General features: G+C 69.4%; 20 protein-coding genes. 7 read left to right on the forward strand and 13 right to left on the reverse strand.

Translation table 11 applies throughout. The features are described from left to right. The 8 genes from VNS22_RS02210 to VNS22_RS02245 form a co-directional block, all read right to left on the reverse strand. Positions 1-794 (reverse strand): sugar ABC transporter permease (locus VNS22_RS02210; protein WP_325729158.1); only part of this gene is annotated, 794 nt, incomplete at its 3' end. Continuing rightward, entirely contained in the window at positions 791-1996 is a 1206-nt protein-coding gene (locus VNS22_RS02215; protein WP_325729160.1) for an ABC transporter ATP-binding protein, read from the reverse strand. The genes VNS22_RS02210 and VNS22_RS02215, both read right to left, overlap by 4 nt. A gap of 36 nt (positions 1997-2032) precedes the next feature. Continuing rightward, positions 2033-2857, reverse strand: a complete 825-nt coding sequence (locus VNS22_RS02220) for a metallophosphoesterase family protein (protein ID WP_325729162.1) — start codon at positions 2855-2857, stop codon at positions 2033-2035. 226 nt (positions 2858-3083) lie between these two features. Continuing rightward, complete coding sequence (gene rpsI / locus VNS22_RS02225; RefSeq protein ID WP_349261685.1) at positions 3084-3569, reverse strand: 30S ribosomal protein S9; 486 nt, start codon at positions 3567-3569, stop codon at positions 3084-3086. Positions 3570-3577: 8 nt separating this feature from the next. Next, complete coding sequence (rplM, locus tag VNS22_RS02230) at positions 3578-4045, reverse strand: 50S ribosomal protein L13 (protein ID WP_325729164.1); 468 nt, start codon at positions 4043-4045, stop codon at positions 3578-3580. Between the two features lie 115 nt (positions 4046-4160). Next, positions 4161-4625, reverse strand: coding sequence for a PaaI family thioesterase (locus VNS22_RS02235; RefSeq protein ID WP_325729166.1), 465 nt, complete (start codon positions 4623-4625; stop codon positions 4161-4163). Positions 4626-4832: 207 nt separating this feature from the next. Next, positions 4833-5234 (reverse strand): RidA family protein, encoded by a 402-nt coding sequence (locus tag VNS22_RS02240; RefSeq protein ID WP_325729168.1) that lies wholly within the window; start codon positions 5232-5234, stop codon positions 4833-4835. A 46-nt stretch (positions 5235-5280) separates the two neighbouring features. Continuing rightward, positions 5281-6021 carry a 3-oxoacyl-ACP reductase family protein gene (locus VNS22_RS02245; RefSeq protein WP_325729170.1) on the reverse strand — a complete coding sequence of 247 codons (741 nt, stop codon included), beginning with the start codon at positions 6019-6021 and terminating at the stop codon, positions 5281-5283. Between the two features lie 104 nt (positions 6022-6125). On the opposite strand from VNS22_RS02245, the gene VNS22_RS02250 reads away from it, so the two are divergent. From VNS22_RS02250 to VNS22_RS02260, 3 genes are all read left to right on the forward strand, one after another. Further along, positions 6126-6770, forward strand: a complete 645-nt coding sequence (locus VNS22_RS02250; RefSeq protein WP_325729172.1) for a TetR/AcrR family transcriptional regulator — start codon at positions 6126-6128, stop codon at positions 6768-6770. A gap of 100 nt (positions 6771-6870) precedes the next feature. Further along, positions 6871-7668: an enoyl-CoA hydratase gene (locus tag VNS22_RS02255; RefSeq protein WP_325729174.1), complete on the forward strand. Its 798-nt coding sequence runs from the start codon at positions 6871-6873 to the stop codon at positions 7666-7668. 37 nt (positions 7669-7705) lie between these two features. Next, a complete protein-coding gene (locus tag VNS22_RS02260) occupies positions 7706-8218 on the forward strand; it encodes a CoA-binding protein (protein WP_325729176.1) in 513 nt (170 codons plus the stop codon). Positions 8219-8406: 188 nt separating this feature from the next. Here the strand turns inward: VNS22_RS02260 and VNS22_RS02265 are convergent, their stop codons facing one another. Next, a complete protein-coding gene (locus tag VNS22_RS02265) occupies positions 8407-8925 on the reverse strand; it encodes a phenolic acid decarboxylase (protein WP_325729178.1) in 519 nt (172 codons plus the stop codon). A gap of 258 nt (positions 8926-9183) precedes the next feature. Between VNS22_RS02265 and VNS22_RS02270 the strand changes: the two genes are divergently transcribed. Continuing rightward, on the forward strand, positions 9184-10287 hold the full coding sequence (locus VNS22_RS02270) for an NADH:flavin oxidoreductase/NADH oxidase (RefSeq protein WP_325729180.1): 1104 nt from the start codon (positions 9184-9186) through the stop codon (positions 10285-10287). A 117-nt stretch (positions 10288-10404) separates the two neighbouring features. Here VNS22_RS02270 and VNS22_RS02275 read toward each other — a convergent pair whose 3' ends face one another. Then, positions 10405-11454, reverse strand: coding sequence for a hypothetical protein (locus VNS22_RS02275; protein ID WP_325729182.1), 1050 nt, complete (start codon positions 11452-11454; stop codon positions 10405-10407). Between the two features lie 89 nt (positions 11455-11543). On the opposite strand from VNS22_RS02275, the gene VNS22_RS02280 reads away from it, so the two are divergent. Beyond that, complete coding sequence (locus VNS22_RS02280; protein ID WP_325729184.1) at positions 11544-12833, forward strand: O-acetylhomoserine aminocarboxypropyltransferase; 1290 nt, start codon at positions 11544-11546, stop codon at positions 12831-12833. A gap of 69 nt (positions 12834-12902) precedes the next feature. Here the strand turns inward: VNS22_RS02280 and VNS22_RS02285 are convergent, their stop codons facing one another. Beyond that, on the reverse strand, positions 12903-13760 hold the full coding sequence (locus VNS22_RS02285; protein ID WP_325729186.1) for a DMT family transporter: 858 nt from the start codon (positions 13758-13760) through the stop codon (positions 12903-12905). A 29-nt stretch (positions 13761-13789) separates the two neighbouring features. Further along, positions 13790-14797 (reverse strand): adenosine kinase, encoded by a 1008-nt coding sequence (locus VNS22_RS02290; RefSeq protein ID WP_325729188.1) that lies wholly within the window; start codon positions 14795-14797, stop codon positions 13790-13792. 317 nt (positions 14798-15114) lie between these two features. Between VNS22_RS02290 and VNS22_RS02295 the strand changes: the two genes are divergently transcribed. Together VNS22_RS02295 and VNS22_RS02300 are read left to right on the forward strand one after the other, a co-directional pair. Next, entirely contained in the window at positions 15115-15684 is a 570-nt protein-coding gene (locus VNS22_RS02295) for a polymer-forming cytoskeletal protein (RefSeq protein WP_325729190.1), read from the forward strand. Next, positions 15684-16118: a hypothetical protein gene (locus VNS22_RS02300; protein WP_325729191.1), complete on the forward strand. Its 435-nt coding sequence runs from the start codon at positions 15684-15686 to the stop codon at positions 16116-16118. Before VNS22_RS02295 ends, VNS22_RS02300 begins: the two co-directional genes overlap by 1 nt. 22 nt (positions 16119-16140) lie before the next feature. On the opposite strand, the gene hydA is transcribed toward VNS22_RS02300, so the two are convergent. Further along, positions 16141-17601: a dihydropyrimidinase gene (gene hydA / locus VNS22_RS02305; RefSeq protein ID WP_325729192.1), complete on the reverse strand. Its 1461-nt coding sequence runs from the start codon at positions 17599-17601 to the stop codon at positions 16141-16143. Between the last annotated feature and the right edge of the window lie 34 nt (positions 17602-17635).

The following is a 17635-nucleotide window of genomic DNA, read 5'->3' on the forward strand; positions in this document are numbered from 1 at the left end:
TAGAAGCCTTCCAGGTAGATCGCATAGAGGATCACCTCGGTGGCCCCCTGCGGACCGCCCTTGGTCATCACCGCCACCGTGTCGAACACCTTGAAGGCGGTGATCGAGGTGGTGACGATCACGAACAGGGTGGTCGGGCCCAGCAGCGGCCAGGTGATGGTGAGGAACCGGTCGACGCCGTTGCCCACCCCGTCGATCGCGGACGCCTCGTAGAGGTCGCGCGGGATCGAGGACAAGCCAGCCAGGAACAGGATCATGTTGAAGCCGATCAGCTGCCAGATGCCGATCATGGCGAGCGTCGGCAGGGCCAGGTCCGGGTCGCTCAGAAACGGCACCTCGCCGAAGCCCAGCTTGCGCAGGGCGGCGTTGATCACGCCCAGGCTCGGGTGGAGCAGGAACTGCCAGACCGTCGCCATCGCGATCAGGGTCGAGGTCACCGGCAGGAAGTAGATGATCTCGTAGAAGGAGCGGGTGCGCTTGCGCTGGTGGACCAGGACCGCCACCAGCAGCGAGAGGATCACCGAGCCCGGCAGCACGATCGCGACATAATAGAGCGTGTTGACCAGCGAGCGACGGAACGTCTCGTCGGAGAAGGCCTGGGCATAGTTGTCGAGCCCCACCCACTCGAACGTCACCACGCCCAGCTCGTAGTCGGTGAAGCTCAGACCCGCCAGGACCAGGAGCGGGACGACGTGGAGCGCCAGCAGCAGGAGGAAGGCCGGCAGGGCGAAGCCGGCACCGGTCAGCTTCTGCCAGAGGAGCTGGCGCCGGAACGGCATCGCCGCCGTGCTCATGTGCCGGAACCTCCGGCCAGCGGCGCCACCGGGCGGGCCGGTAGCGGGCTCGATGCCAGGGATGCCGGCAGGGCGACCCGCTCCCCGGCCGCATCGAAGACGTGGCAGGTGCCGGCCTCGAACAGCAGGTCGACCGGCTCGTCCGCCACGACCGCCTCGCTGCCCATCACCCGGCAGATCAGGCCGGCCTTCTCCCCTCCCAGCAGGTCGAAATGCAGGATCTGCTCGGGCCCCAGATTCTCGCGGCGATGCAGCCGCGCCGGCAGGCGCACGGGATCCTGGAAGGCAGGGGCCAGCGGGGCCGGCACCACCGCCTCCGGCCGGAGCCCGACCGTGACCTCGGATCCCGGCGGCAGGCCGGTGGCGAGGCCGATCCGGCCGCCCGGGATCTCGATGGCACCGTCCGCGTCGATCCGGCCCTTGATGAGGTTGATGGTCGGGCTGCCGATGAACTGGGCGACCGTGAGGTTGGCCGGCCGGTCATAGAGCTGGGCGGGGGTGCCCAGCTGGATGATCCGGCCGCCATGCATCATCGCGACCCGGTCCGACATGGTCATCGCCTCGACCTGGTCGTGGGTCACGTAGACGAAGGTGGCGCGCAGCCGGGCATGGAGGTCGGCCAGCTCGCTGCGCATGTGCACGCGCAGCTTGGCGTCCAGGTTGGAGAGCGGCTCGTCCATCAGGAACACGGCGGGATGGCGGACCATCGCCCGTCCGAGCGCGACGCGCTGGCGCTGGCCGCCCGAGAGCTGGGCCGGGCGGCGGTCGAGCAGCCGGTCGATCTGCAGCTGCTCGGCGACCGTGCCGACCTCCTGGCCGATTCCCGCCATGATCCGGCGGCGCCTGGGCGAGAGCAGGCGGAGGAGCGGCAGCCGCTCGGCCATGGTCAGGCGGGCCATGGTGAGCGGCAGGGCCAGGTTCTGGAACACCGTCATGTGCGGGTAGAGCGCGTAGCTCTGGAACACCATGGCCACGCGCCGCTCGTGCGGCCGCAGATGGTCGATCGCGGCCCCGTCCACCGCGATGCTGCCGGCGGTCTGCGGCTCCAGGCCGGCGATGATCCGGATCAGGGTCGACTTGCCGCAGCCCGACGGCCCGACCAGGGTCAGGAATTCGCCATCCGCGATCGAGAGATCGATGTCCCGCAGGACGGCGGTGTCGCCGAAGGACTTGCTGATGCCGCGAAGGTCGAGCTGCGCCATGGATGGGTCGATCCGCTCAGACGGGCCGCAGGACGGTCAGGAGACCGAGCTGCCGGGATAGATTTCGTGCAGGACGTCGTCGATCCAGAACATGTGCAGTTCCGGCACGTCGACACGGGCGACGGACAGTTCCCTGCCTTCGAACTCGTAGACCACGGCACCCAGCCGGCTCTCGCCCGGCATGCCCGGCTGCTGATCGGGGCGCAGCGCGAAGGCGGTGGACGGCGCCCAGACATAGCGCACGCCATCCAGCTCGAAGTCGTGCGACTTGTGCAGGTGGCCGGATGCGACCAGGCCGACATCGTGCCGGCCGATCAGCTCCATATAGGCCTGGCGCGGCTCCGGCTTGGCCGCCCAGTAGCCCATGTCCGGATCCTCGGGCTCATGGATGAACAAGGGCCGGTGCAGGAACCAGCCGATCCGCCGCCCGCCGGCGCTGGCCATCCGGTCCTTCAGCCAGTCGAGCTGCCTCACCTCCTCGCCCCGGCTGCTGCCGATCAGCATGGAGTTCAGGCCGATCAGCCGCCACTCCTCCAGGTCCATGACCCAGTTGCCGGTGCCGAACCCTTCCGCCCAGGCGGCGAGCCGCGCGTCGTCGACCGGCTGGGCCAGGGAGTCCGGATCGCCCACGTCATGGTTGCCCGGCACGGACTGCCAGGGGATGTCCAGGCCCTGCAGGAGTTCGGCGCAGTACGGGATGTCACGGGCGTCGCCGGCACCATCCAGCGTGACGTCGCCGGTATGGATCAGCAGGTCGGCGTCCTGGGCGTCCGCCCAGGCCTGGACCTTGCGCCAGTTGTCCAGGAAATGCCGCTTGGCGAAGCCGACATGGGTGTCGGAAATCTGCAGGACCTTCGCCATCAGCGGCCATGCCCCGGGCAGAAGATCGCTGCGCAGCGGCAGGCAGCCGGCCACGTCCAACTTTCGGGCATGTCACCATCCTGCGGGCTTCGTTCCGACAGCCGCCAGTGTTGCAGGGGATCCGGCGGGCCGCAACCCGACGCACGCCAGTGACCGGAAGTGGACGCGAAAAGGGCCGGACGTCGCCGCCCGGCCCTTCCCAGTAAGTTCGAAGCTGACTTGCGGCTCAGCGCTTGCTGAACTGGAAGCTGCGGCGAGCCTTGGCCTTGCCGTACTTCTTACGCTCGACCATGCGCGAGTCGCGGGTCAGGAAGCCGCGGACCTTCAGCGCCGGGCGGGCCGCCGGATCATAGGCCACCAGGGCGTGGCTGATGCCGTGGCGCACCGCGCCGGCCTGGCCGGACAGGCCGCCGCCGGCCACGGTCGCGACGATGTCGTAGCGGCCGACCGCCTGGATCTGCTCGAACGGCTGGTTGACGATCATCTGCAGGGTCGGCCGGGCGAAGTAGGCCGGCATTTCCTTGCCGTTGACCGTGAACTTGCCGGTGCCGGGCTTCACCCACACCCGGGCCACCGACTCCTTACGGCGGCCGGTGGCATAGGCGCGGCCCTGGGCGTCGATCTTGGGCTGTGCGGGTGCGGCCACCGGCTCCACAGGAGCGGCGGGGCGCAGGCGGGCGAGTTCGGAAAAGGAACGGGCGGTCTCGGCCATGGATCTGCTCAGGCTGCGGTGCGGGCGTTCTTGGTGTTCAGCGCGGCGAAGTCGACCTGGGTCGGCTGCTGCGCCTGATGCGGATGCTCCGCACCCTTGTAGACGTGGAGCTTGCGCATCACGTCACGGCCGAGCGGGTTGCGGGTGATCATCCGCTCCACCGCCTTCTGGATGACCCGCTCGGGGAAGCGGCCGTCCAGGATCTTGTCGGCGCGGGCCTCGCGGATGCCGCCCGGATGACCGGTGTGGCGATAGTAGACCTTCTGGGTCCGCTTGTTGCCGGTGAGGACCACCTTCTCGGCGTTGATGATCACCACGTGATCGCCGGTGTCCATGTGCGGCGTGTACATCGCCTTGTGCTTGCCACGCAGCCGGTTGGCCACGTAGGTCGCGAGCCGGCCCAAGACGAGGCCTTCGGCGTCGATCAACAGCCAGTCGCGCTGGATGTCGGCCGGCTTGGCGGAATAGGTGCCCATCAGATCAACTCACTTCTGCCATCAACGCTACCTGACGGCAGCCACAAGACATTCATCGCCGGGAGCCGATGCCTCCAGCGGTGGGCGGTCGTTTAGCGGCGGCACCGCCTCCCTGTCAAGCCGGCGCTCCATCGGGCCCTGTCCTGGAGGGGATCGCATAGGTGCCGACCGCGTGCGCCACCGGCTGGTCGCTGCCCTCGGACAGCAGCCTGACCTCGGCGATGGCCAGCGTGCGCCCGAGCCGGAGCAGGCGGGCTTCTGCGAGCACGTCGGCGTGACGGGGCTTGGCCAGGAAGTGGAAGGTCAGGTCGGTGGTCACGCACAAGGGTTCGTGGCCGATCCTGGCCAGGACCGCACCCCACAGCGCGATGTCGGCCAGCGTCATCATGGCCGGCCCCGATACCGAGCCGCCCGGGCGCAGGGCAGTGGCCGACCAGGGCAGGCGCACCACCGCGCCGTCGCGATCGAACCGGTCGACCTTCAGGCCGAGGGTTGCGGCGAGCGGCACGCTGCCCAGCGCCAGGGCTTCGAAGCCTGCGGCATCCAGGGGTTCCAGGGGTGAGGAAGACGTGGTCGACACTGGGTCAAGGGTTCCATTCGGCCGGTTCCGGGCCCTCCTTGCCGCATCCATGCTGGTGGGACCAGCCCGGATTGGCGGGCTGCCGGGCGTCGAGGGAACCGAGCCACGCTGCCGGCCACCATATTCCTGAAGAAGCTGATCGAGCCTGAGCGTGGCCGGCAGGAGCGGCTGAGGCGACGGCCGACACCGCTCCATGCCTTCCGAGACTCAGGGAAGGATGGCGGTCACGCGGATCTCGATGCGCATCGTCGGCAGTCCCAGGGCCGCCACCCCGAGCTGCGTCCAGATGGGGGCGTGGTTCGGCATGTAGTGGCGGTACAGCCTGGCCATCGTCGCGTTGACCTCCGGGGGAAAGCCGCCGACATGGTAGGAATTGACGTGCACGACGTGCTCCCAGCCGGCACCGGCGGTCGCCAGGGTCCGCTCCACGTTGCGGAACGCCTGGGCGATCTCATCCTCGAGGGTGTCCGGAATCTCCAAGTCGTCGTTCCAGCCGCCCTGGCCCGAGATCTCCACGCGGTTGCCGATCTTTACCGCCTGCGCGTAGTGCAGGAGCTCCAGCAGGCGCTCCCCATAGCCGGGGGTGATGAAGAATTCCGGCTTTGCCATTCGGCTGCTCCGTTCTTGGGGGGGCGTCGAGATTGTCAGGAGCGGCTCAGGCGATGGCGCCGCCATCCACCGTGAGGACGGTCCCGGTGATCTGCCGTGCCGCGGGGCTGGCCAGGAAGGCCACGGCGGCCGCCACGTCCTCCGGCGTGCCGTAGCGACCGAGCGCGGTCAGGGCACGCTGGCCCTCGGCTTGCTCGCTATCGGCCGGGTTCATGTCGGTGTCGGTGGAACCGGGCTGCACCAGGTTCACGGTGATGTCGCGGGGCCCCAGCTCGCGGGCGAGGCCCCGGGTCAGGGAGAGGAGCGCCGACTTGGTGAGCGAGTACGCCGTCACGTTCGGGAACGGGACGCGCTCGCCCAGGCCCGAGCCGATGGAGATGATGCGCCCCCCTTCCCGCAGGTGCGGGATGGCGGCCTGCGCGGCCAGCACGGGGCCGCGCACGTTGACGTGCAACAGGGCGTCGATCTCGGCGAGGCTGACCTCCGCCAATGGACCATAATGAGCGATGCCGGCGTTGTTGACCAGGATGTCGAGGCCGCCCAGCCCCTCGGCCGCCTCGTCCACCGAGCGCTTCACGGCCGCGGGATCGGCGCTGTCGGCCTGGATGGCGAGCCCCTTGCGCCCCTTGCCTTCGATCTCGCGGACGACCGCGGCGGCGCGATCGGCCGAGCGCTCGAAGGTGATGGCCACGTCCGCGCCCTTCTCGGCCAGCGCCAGCGCGATGCTGGCACCGATGCCGCGTGATCCGCCCGTGACGAGGGCGCGCTTACCAGCCAGTTCACTCATTGCTCTCACTTTCTGTATCGATTGATACATAAATAGCTAGGAGCGTTGAGGAGGCGGATCAAGGGATATATATGTAGTGACCGTTGCATAAATCGGGACAGACCGTGTCAGCCGACGGAACGGCCCCGGCTCGCCCACGCGGGCGGCCCCGCGCCTTCGACCGGGAGGCGGCCCTGGCGAAGGCCACCCGCCTGTTCTGGCTCAAAGGCTATGAGGCGACTTCGATTTCCGACCTGACCGAGGCGATGGGGATCGGCTCACCCAGCCTGTACGCCGCCTTCGGCTCGAAGGAGTCGCTCTATCTCGAGGCGCTGAGCTTTTATGCCGACCATTACGGCGATCTCGTCTGGGGCAGGTACAGCGCCGCGGCGACGGCGCGTCAGGCGGTCGAGTGCCTTCTGCTGGATTCGGCCGTGGCCCTGACCGACACGTGCGGCGGCAACCCACCGGGCTGCATGGTGACGCTCTCGTCGGCCGGCTGCGGGGAGCATGCCGAGCTCGACGCGCGCATGCGCTCGGCGCGGGCCGCCATGCTCGACCGCCTGGAGGCGCGCATCGGCAAGGCGGTGGCCGAAGGTGAGCTTCCGGCATCGACCGATGTCCAGGCGCTGGCCCGGTTCGTCCAGACCGTCCAGAGCGGCATGTCGATCCTGGCCCGCGACGGCGCTGGCCGCAGCGAGCTGGAGGCCGTGGCCAGGATCGCGATGCTCGGCTGGGACACCCACACCCGGAACAGCGACGACATTTGATCCCTGCCGTCAGGGGGTGGGAGAGCCCGTCCCGACACTATATGGAGGGTGCCAGCCAGCCCTTCACGGGCCGCATCCGCGCTTCCGGGACCAGTCCGCCATGTCCGGCACCAGCATCCAGAACGAGCCACTGATCCTGCGGGACGACCAAGACGGGGTCGCCACGCTCACGCTCAACCGGCCCAAGGCGTTCAACGCCCTGTCCCGGCCGGTCCTGGCCGAGCTGGAGGCGCAGCTGGACACGATTGCCGAGGACCGCTCGGTCCGGGTCGTGGTGCTGACCGGACACGGGCCGGCCTTTTCCGCCGGCCACGACATGAAGGAGATGGCGGCCGACCGCAGCGAGGCGACGCTCACTGAGCTGTTCAGCCACTGTTCCCGGGTGATGGTGAAGCTCGCCCGCCTGCCGCAGCCGGTGGTGGCGCGGGTGGACGGGATCGCGGCCGCGGCGGGGTGCCAGCTGGTCGCGGCCTGTGACCTCGCGATCTGCACCGAGGAGAGCCGCTTTGCCACCTCGGGCGTCAAGTTCGGCCTGTTCTGCGCGACCCCGGCCGTGGCGCTGCGCCGCGCCGTGCCGCAGAAGGCGGCGCTGGAGATGCTGTTCACCGGCGACTTCATCGATGCCGCCGAGGCGCTGCGCCTGGGGTTGGTCAACCGGGTGGTGGCGAAGGCGGAGCTGGACGGGGCGGTGGCCGACCTCGCGGCCCGGATCGCCGAGAAGCCGTTCGACGTGATCGCGCTCGGCAAGCGGGCTTTCCATGACGAGGCCGGGATGGGGCTGGAGGAGGCCTACCGGCATGCGACCGGGGTGATCGTCCAGAACGCGACCGGCCCGGACTTCGGCGAGGGCGTGGCTGCGTTCACCGAGAAGCGCAAGCCGGTCTGGCCGAACGGCTGAGCCACCTCCCTCCCCCGCCCCTGCCGCCTGGACCGTCATGACCGCCGAGCTGCGCTACGCCGACGCCGATCTCCGCCGCATCCTCAAGGAGGTGAAGACCATCGCCATGGTCGGCGCCTCGATGAACGAGATGCGGCCGTCCTACTTCGCCATGCTCTACCTGCAGGGCAAGGGCTTCCGGATCATCCCGGTCAACCCGCGCTATGCCGGCCAGACCCTCCTGGGCGAGACGGTCTATCCGGACCTGGCCTCCCTGCCGCTCGTGCCGGACATGGTCGACATCTTCCGCCGCTCCGAGGACGCGCCGCCGATCGTGGACGAGGCGATCCGGATCGGCGCCAAGGTGGTCTGGATGCAGCTGGGCGTGCGCCATGACGAGGCGGCGGCCAAAGCGGAGGCGGCCGGCCTCACCGTGGTGATGGATCGCTGCCCCAAGATCGAGTACGGCCGGCTGTTCGGCGAGATCGGCTGGATGGGGGTCAACCGCGGCATGATCTCGTCCAAGAAGGGCCAGGCCATGCAGCTGTCCAAGTTCCGGGCCAAGCCCTGATCCGCCCGGGCCCCGGGCTGTCGAAACTATTCAAGTGATTGAAACGGGCCGGGCCCTCGGGTTCGTTTCGCAAAAATCAACGCCGTGCGGGTTGCCGGCTCCGTCATCCGGAACAGCCTGCCATCATCGCATCGGACGACCTGGCATGGAAGGCCGTCGTTCCGGCCTCCCGGGGCGACCGAGCCTGCTCAGTTGCGTCGCGCCGCATAGCCGGGCGGCAGCGCCTCGGGCGCGCACGCGATCACCGTCTCGTCATCGCGGCCGCGGTCCTCCACGAAGGTGATCGTGGCAAAGGAATCGACCAGCTCGATCGGATAGGTCGGCCCGGCATCGCGATAGCCGAGCATCCGGTCGATCTGCGGGTTCTGGAAGCCCACGATCTTCTGCGGCGCGTCCGCCACCCAGCGCGGGAAGAAGATGGCGCCGTGCAGGCGGCGCTCGACCAGGTTGACGGCAAGGCTGACGCCGGTCCCGGTGGGCTCCACCCAGGACAACCGGAACACGCCCTCGGCCAGCCGGACGATATGCGCTTCCTGGTCCTTCACCCAGCGGCCGGCCACGATGCCGCTGTGCACCCGGTAGTCCAGGTGGCGCTCGTTCTTGATGTAGGTCTCGTACTGCCAGCCATTGTCGTAGGTGTAGATATAGTGCTTGCCGACGAAGGGGGCGATCTCGGCGGGCCGGGTCGACGCGAAGAGGTCGGGCATGCGGGTCTCCCTGACCCTGGACGGAGATGTACGGAGCAGTGCCGTAGCATCCCCGGTGCATGGCCGTATCGCCGCTGATTCTGTCCCTGAGGCAGCCAAGGTGCCGGAACTGCTCCCGCAGGCATGCGTTGCTCTGGTCTGAACGGGGCAGCCCGCCTTCGGCGACCTGGATCCTCGTCGGAACGAATTCCAACGCTGTCAGGCTGGAGCGGCGGGACCGCCGGCTCGTCCCTGGCGGCCATGGCAGGAGCACCCGGCATGAGCACGCTGTTCACGCCGATCCGGGTCGGCCATCTCGAGCTGGCCAACCGGATCGTCATCGCACCCATGTGCCAGTATTCGGCCGTCGATGGCTGCATGACCGACTGGCACCTCATCCACCTGGGCCACCTGGCGCTTTCCGGCGCGGCGCTCCTGACCATCGAGGCGACCGCCGTCCTGCCCGAAGGACGGATCACCTATGCCGATGTCGGGCTCTGGGACGACGGGACCGAGGCGGCGATCGCGCGCACGCTGGAGAGCGTGCGGCGCTGGTCCGAGATGCCCATCGCCATCCAGCTGGCCCATGCCGGCCGCAAGGCCTCGACCGAGGTCCCCTGGCAGGGCGGTGCGCAGATCCCGCCCGGGCAGGCGAACGGCTGGCAGACGGCGGCACCGTCCGCGGTCCCTTATGAAGCGGGCGAGCACCCGCCGGCGGCGCTCGACCGGGACGGCATGGCGCGGGTGCGGGATGCCTTTGCGGAGGCAGCGCGAAGGGCGGCACGGCTGGGGATCGAAGCCGTCCAGATCCACGGCGCGCACGGCTATCTGCTGCACCAGTTCCTCTCGCCACTCTCCAACCGCCGCGACGACGCGTATGGCGGCAGCCTGGAGAACCGGATGCGCTTCCCGCTCGAAGTCTTCGACGCGGTGCGTGCTGCGTTCCCGGCCGAGCGCGGCGTGTCCATGCGGGTGTCCGGCAGCGACTGGGTGGAAGGTGGCTGGGACATCGACCAGACCATCGCCTTCGCCCGGGCCCTCGAAGCGCGCGGCTGCGCCGCCATCCACGTCTCGAGCGGCGGGCTGGATCCGGCCCAGCGGATCCCGGTGGGGCCGAGCTACCAGGTGCCAATGGCACGGGCGGTGAAGGCGGCGACACGGATGCCGGTGATCGCGGTCGGGCTGATCACCGAGTTCGAGCAGGCCGAGGCCATCGTCGCCACCGGCGACGCCGACCTGATCGCGCTGGCGCGCACGATCCTCTACGACCCGCGCTGGCCCTGGCATGCGGCGGCCCATCTCGGCGGCCAGGTCACCGCACCTGCCCAGTACCTGGCCTCACGGCCGCGGCGGCATCGCGACCTGTTCGACATCGGGCATTGACGGGGCTTCGGGCCCGCCCCGCACGCTCCGACTATCGATGATCACAGCCATCGGTCGACGTTTGCGGCAGGCCGCGAGACGACGGCAGGTGACCGCACCTGCCGTCCACCTACGCCCTCACCCCGTCGGGATGGTCAGCAGCGGCTGCTGGCGCTCGGAATCGGTCTGGGCCAGGGAGACGAGCAGCATCAGCAGGGTGAAGGTCCGCTTGCTGGCATAGTCGCGGTCGTCGATCCAGAACCAGCCGTCGCCATAGTCGACCTCGACATAAGGGTCCTCGGGCCGCTCCTGTGCCGCCTCGATGCGCAGGACCGGCTGGCTCGGCACGTCGGTGACGGTGGCGGGCGTGCGGCCGGATTCCACGTCGGCCGCCGGCACCTTGATGCGCCCGGCCACCTCGAGCAGCACCTCCAGGAGCGGCCGGGTGATCATCCGGATCTCGTGGCCGTCGCCGGCCCCCGAGCCATAGACCAGCGGGAACTCGTTCTCCTCGGGATCGAGGCCCAGCAGGATCCGGATGTCCTGGACCCGCCGGTCGGTGCCGCGGCTCTCGTCGACCAGCACGAAGCGCGGCCGGCCCAGGCCATCGCGCTCGGTGCGGATGCCCAGCACGCCCGTGGTGCGCAGCACGCGGAACCGGTCGATCACGATCTCCCAGCGCGGGTGCGCCGGGATCGATTCGCCAGGCCGGGTCGAGCCGTTCGACAGGCCGTTCATCGAGCTCACCGTCAGGCCGAACACCATCTCGGGCGGATAGCCGGTGAGGCCCAGCACCGCGATCACGCCCGGCGGCAAGGGCTGCAGGAGCCGCTCGGACAAAGCCGCACCGGCCACCGGCTGCCAGGTGATGGTCGGCCGGTCGACATAGCGGCCATCCACCGAGAGCCGGACGTTCTCGCCGAGATCCAGGCCGCTGGTGAGTGCGGTGCCGGTGCCGATCCCGGTCTCGAACTGGTAGCCGGCCACGACCGAGCCGATGTCCAGGAAGCTGACATGGTCGCCGTAGCGCAGGCGCACCACCGCACCCAGCACCTGGCGCTTGGCCGCATCGGCGATGGCTTCGGTGTAGTCGCGCTGGTCGCGCACGATGGTCAGAGGCCCGATCGAGGCGCAGGCGGACAGGAGACCGGGCAAGGTAGCCAGGAGGGAGCGTCGCGCGAGCTTCATGGCCGCCGACCATGCCGGAAACCGGCGGAGCTTGAAAGTTCCGGGCTTCTCATGCAGCACCGCGTCACGTGCCGGACGGGAGACAATCGATGGCGGAAGAGACAGGTTACGGGTTCGAGACGCTGGCGGTGCATGCGGGGGCAGCCCCCGACCCGACCACGGGTGCGCGGGCGGTGCCGATCTACCAGACCACCTCCTACGTGTTCGACGATGTCGACCACGCGGCGGCGCTGTTCAACCTCCAGAAGTTCGGCAACATCTACAGCCGGCTGACCAACCCGACCGTGTCGGTGCTGGAGGAGCGCATCGCGGCCCTGGAGGGCGGCACGGCCGCCTGCGCCACGGCGTCTGGCCATGCCGCCCAGTTCCTGACCTTTTTGAACCTGCTCTCGCCGGGCGACCACGTGGTCTCGTCCAACCGCCTCTATGGCGGCTCGATCGCGCAGATGAGCGGCACCTTCCCGCAGTTCGACTGGCATGTGAGCTTCGTCGATCCCCGCGAGCCGAACAATTTCAAGGCAGCGATCACGCCGAAGACCAAGGCGCTGTTCATCGAGAGCGTGTCGAACCCGGACGGGATCGTCGCCGACATCGAGGCCATCGCCGAGATCGCGCATGCGGCGGGCGTGCCGCTGATCGTCGACAACACCCTGCCCAGCCCCTACTTCTGCAACCCGCTGAAATGGGGTGCGGACATCGTCGTCCACTCCATGACCAAGTATCTGGGCGGCCAGGGCAACTCGGTGGGTGGCGGCATCGTCGAGGGCGGCCGGTTCGACTGGGCGCAGAACGACAAGTTCCCGCTCATGACCAAGCCGACCCCGGCCTATCATGGGCTCAGCTTCTACGAGACCTTCGGCACCTTCGCGCTGACCGTGCGCAACAAGGCGATCGGGCTGCGCGACATGGGCCCGGCCATGTCGCCGTTCAACGCCTTCCTGATCCTGAACGGGATCGAGACCCTGCCTTTGCGCATGCAGCGGCACACCGAGAACGCCGACAAGGTCGCGGCCTTCCTGGAAGGGCATCCGGCGGTGTCCTGGGTGTCCTATGCCAGGCTGGAGCAGAACCGCACCCCGCTTTTGGACAAGTACTGCCCGAACGGGGTGGGCTCGGTCTTCACCTTCGGCGTGAAGGGCGGCTACGAGATGGGCGTGAAGGTGGTCGACAGCTGCGAGCTGCTGAGCCACGTGGCCAATATCGGCGACACCCGCTCGCTCATCATCCATCCGGCCTCCACCACGCATCGCCAGCTCACCCCGGAGAAGCAGGTGGCGGCCGGTGCCGGCCCGGACGTGGTGCGGCTCTCGGTCGGCATCGAGACGGCGTCCGACATCATCGCGGACCTCGACCAGGCGCTGAAGCAGGCAATGCGCTGACCGGGCCCGGCCCCTGCTGCCATCAGCGGGGGCCGACCAGGGCCACCAAGCTGGATCGTCTGGGCCGGCTCAGCGCCCGTCCCGGGCGAGCAGGACGCCGCCTGTCAGGATGCAGGCGGCACCGGCCAGGGTCCACAGGCCCGGCACCTCGCCGAACACGACGAAGCCCAGCAGGCCGGCGAACAGTACCCAGCTATAGGTGAGCGGGCCGATCACCGAGACCGGCAGGGCCCGCCAGGCGCGCACGTTCATGAACTGGCCGAGGATGCCGAGCGGGCCCAGGCCCAGGACGAACAGGGTGGTCGGCCAGTCCAGGGCGCGCCAGGTGAGTGCCGCCGGCACCGCCAGGACGAGGAGGCCCAGCACGTGGACGGTGAAGATCACCGTCCAGGCCTCGTCCAGCTCGACCAGCTTCTTGATGATCACCGCCTCCAGGGCGAACAGGACGGCACTGCCGAGTGCGATCGGCACGCCGATCGAGGCCTGCCAGTCGACCTGCCAGGGCTCCGCGGCCAGCACCGCGCCGGCCAGGCCGACCGCGGCCGCCAGCGTGTGGCGGCGGCTCACCTGCTCGTGGAGCAGGAGGGCGCCGAACAGGACCGCGAGCACGCCCTCCACGAGGCCCAGCGTGCTGGCCTGCGCCAGCGGCAGGCGCACGCCCGCCTCCAGCGCGCAGATCAGCCCGCCATAGCCGGCCAGCACCCGCAGGACGCTCCAGCCGGGCGCGCGGGTGAAGAGCGGGATCCGCTTGCCGGCGGCCAGACGCCAGACGGCCAGCACCGGCAAGGCCGCCAGCAGGCGCAGCGTCACGAGCTGGGCGAGCGGCACCTCGCCGCCGGTGAGCTTGCCGGCGGCGAAGATGATGGTGAACACCAGGACGCCGGCCAGCGCCCAGCCGATTCCTGCCAGCCGGCTGGGGGGCGGCATCGGTGCTGGGGGTTAGCTGGCCGGCAGGCTCAGCCCGCCGCGCTCTGGATCAGCTCGCGCAGCGGCCGGTGCACCCGGGCACCGTACTGCTCGATCACCGCGGCGGCGCAGGCACTGCCCAGGCGGCCGGCGGCGGCCAGGGAGAAGTCGTGGGTGTAGCCGTAGAGGAAGCCGGCAGCGTAGAGGTCGCCTGCCCCGGTCGTGTCCAGCACCTGGGCCGGGCGCACCATCTCGATCGGATGGGCCTCGTCGCCCGCCACGATCACCGAGCCCGAGGGTCCGCGGGTCAGCACGGCCAGGTCCACCTCGCGACGGACCGCCGCCATCGCCTCGTCGAAGCTGTCGGTCTCGTACAGGCTGGTGATCTCGCTCTCGTTGGCGAACAGGATGTCGACCCGGTCGCGGACCAGATCGCGGAACTCGGCGCGCCAGCGGTCGACGCAGAAGCTGTCGGACAGGGTCAGCGCCAGCTTGCGGCCGTTCGCTTCGGCGATCCGGGCGGCCTTCAGGCAGGCGGCCTTGGCACCGTCGCGGTCCCAGAGATAGCCTTCCAGATAGGTGACCTTGGCGCTGGCCACGAGCTGCTCGTCGACGTCGCTCTCGTCCAGCATCACGCAGGCGCCCAGATAGGTCTGCATGGTGCGCTGGGCGTCCGGCGTGACGAAGATCAGGCAGCGCGCGGTGGCCGGGCCGTCGGCGGCCGGGCTGTTGGGGAAGATCACGCCCGTGGCGCGGATGTCGTGGGCGAAGATGGCGCCCAGCTGGTCCTGCTTGACCCGGCCGACATAGCCGACATCGGCGCCGAGTGCCGCCAGCGCGGCCATGCTGTTGGCGCAGGAGCCGCCGGACTGCTCCACTCCCTGGCCCATATGAGAATAAAGGAACTCGGAGCGCTCGGCATCGACCAGGGTCATCGCTCCCTTGACGAGGCCCAGGCTCGCGAGCTGCGCCTCGTCCGCATCGGCCACGACGTCGACGATGGCGTTGCCGAGGCCCACGACGTCGAGCTGGTCGGGCAAGGAGGCGGCTGCCGGCATGTTCCAGAAACTCCAATGGTGGTGCGGCGGGACCATAGCGATGTCGCCAATGGGGGCAACGGCGGTGTATGGAGTGGCAATCTCGTGTCGCTTATGCAACGTATGGTTGATAAAGCGCCGCCTGCGCGGGTACGGCATCTTTGCCGGGGTTACCGGAAACGGCATGTTTCGCCAGTTCGTCCGAGTGCGGGACGTGCCGGGTTCTACCTTCCGGGCACGAGTGCTAGAGCCGGACATGTATCCGCGGCCCGGCGGCCGTGGGACGCCTCTGTGGAGGTCGGAGCCCTTCCGACGAACCCCAAGCCGACGGTGACCGCATGTTCCGCAGGAAAGACAACGAGCCACCTCGTCCCGAGAAGCTGGACCCCGTCCCCGCCCGCCCCTCGCTGGACCAGCGAGCGCCGGTGATGCCGGCCGTGCCCAAGCGCGAAGAGGCGCCGGCACCGACCGCGGCCAGCGTGATGGCGCCCAGGCCCGGTGCGGCGACGGTCGACGACGTAGCCGGCAAGCGGCTGATCGTCGGCCAGGGGATCCGGCTGGCCGGCGAGATCACCGCCTGCGACCGGCTGGTGGTGGAAGGCTTCTGCGAGGTCACGCTGAACGAGACCCGGGCGCTGGAGATCGCCGCGTCCGGGCGGTTCATCGGCGGCTGCGAGGTGGAGGAGGCCGAGATCAGCGGCGTCTACGAGGGCGAGCTCACCGTGCGCAAGCGGCTCCTGATCCGTGCCTCGGGCAAGGTGAAGGGCAATGTGCGCTATGGCGAGATCGAGATCGAGCGCGGCGGGATCCTGTCCGGCTCGGTGAACATGATCGAGGGCCGGCCGGAGCAGGCCGCGTCCCATAGCCAGTCCCAGCCCCAGTCTATCCAGGAGGCCGTCGCCAGCTGATGCAGCGGCAGTTCAACTTCTCCCGCGCGGCGGCGGTCGGGCTGCTCGTCCTGGTGACGGGCTGCACCGTGCAGCCGCCGCCTACGGCCATGGCACCGGCCGCGGCGCCAGTATCGTCCGTCATCGCGGCCGATGCCCTGCCGCGCCGGCTCGACCTGGTGGGCATGAACGCCCACCAGCTCGATGCCATGTTCGGCACGCCCGAGATGGTGATGAACGCCGGCCCGGCGCAGTGGTGGCGCTTCCACCTGGATGGCTGCGCGATCGAGGTGTTCCTGATCACCACCGAGAAGGGCATGGTGGTGCGCCATGCCGCGGTCGAGCGGCAGCTCGACGCCGGGCCGGCCCTGGCCCCGGCCTGCACCGAGCTCGATCCCCAGCGCGCCCGCCAGGCCCCGGAGGCACAGCTGGCGAGCGTCTCCAAAGAATTCTGAAGGTCCGCACGAAGCCCTGAATTCAGGGCGTCTGCTGGGCGCTCACGGTGCGGCGCACGCCCTGCGGGCGGGTGCGCTCGTTGACCTTGGCCTGCGCCTCGGTGGCGGCGCTGCCGGGCTTGCGCTCGATCATCCGGCCGGCACCCTGCTGCACGTCGAGCTGGCCGTCGCGCCAGACCACCTTGCCGTTGGCGATCGTGATGGCCGGCAGGCCCTCCACCCGGATTCCCTCGAACACGTTGGTGTCCATCTTGGAGTGGTGGGTCTTGACCGAGATCGTCCCGCTGGCCTTGGGGTCCCAGACCACCAGGTCGGCGTCCGCACCCGCCTGGATCACGCCCTTGCGCGGGTAGAGGCCGAAGATCTGCGCGCAGTTGGCCGAGCCGGCCGCCACGAACTCGTTGGGCGTGAGCCGGCCGGTGTTCACCCCGAAATGCCACAGGCATTTCAGCCGTTCCTCCAGCCCGCCCGTCCCGTTCGGGATGAGGGTGAAGTTGTCCAGGCCCATCTTCTTCTGCTGGATGGTGAAGGCGGCATGGTCGGTGGCGACCACATGGAGCGAGCCGGCGACCAGCCCGTCCCAGAGCGACTTCTGGTGCTCCTTGGAGCGGAACGGCGGGCTCATCACCCGGGACGCGGCGAACTCCCAGTCGGACGACCAGTAGACGCTCTCGTCCAGGACCAGGTGCTGGATCAAGGGCTCGCCATAGATGCGCAGGCCGGAGGCACGGGCGCGCGCGATCGCCTCGTGCGCCTCGCGGCAGGAGGTGTGGACGACGTAGAGCGGCGAGCCCACGGTCTGGGCGATCATGATGGCGCGGTTGGCGGCCTCGGCCTCGACATGGGGCGGGCGGGAGAGCGCGTGGCCCTCCGGGCCGGTGATGCCGCGGTCGAGCAGCTGCTGCTGGAGGAGGAAGACGGCGTCGCCGTTCTCGGCATGGACCATCGGCAGGGCACCCAGGTCGCGGCAGCGCGAGAAGCTGTGGAACAGGATCTCGTCGTCGACCATCAGGGCGCCCTTGTACGCCATGAAGTGCTTGAAGCTGGTCACGCCGCGATCGACCACCTCGGCCATCTGCTGGGCGGTGCGCTCGGTCCATTCGGTGATGGCGACGTGGAAGGAATAGTCGGCGCAGGCCTTCTTCGCCCAGGACTGCCAGTCGTCCAGCCCGTCGGTCAGGCTGCGGCCGGGCCCGGGGATGCAGAAGTCGATCAGCATGGTGGTGCCGCCGGCCAGGGCCGAGGCCGTGCCGGAGAAGAAGTCCTCGACCGCCACCGTGCCCATGAAGGGCATCTCCAGATGAGTGTGCGGGTCGATGCCGCCCGGGATCACATAGGCGCCGCCGGCGTCGATCACCTCGGCGCCTGCGGGCGCGTCGAGATTCTCGCCGACCGCCTGGATCAGGCCGCCATCCACCAGCACGTCGGCGCGGAAGCTGCGGTCGGCGTTGACCACGGTGCCGCCACGGATCAACAGCGCCATCGGACCTTCTCCCCCAGGATGTCGTGGTGCCGGG

Origin of the sequence: Geminicoccus sp., from assembly GCF_035556675.1 — a bacterium.
Classification (GTDB): Bacteria; Pseudomonadota; Alphaproteobacteria; order Geminicoccales; family Geminicoccaceae; genus Geminicoccus.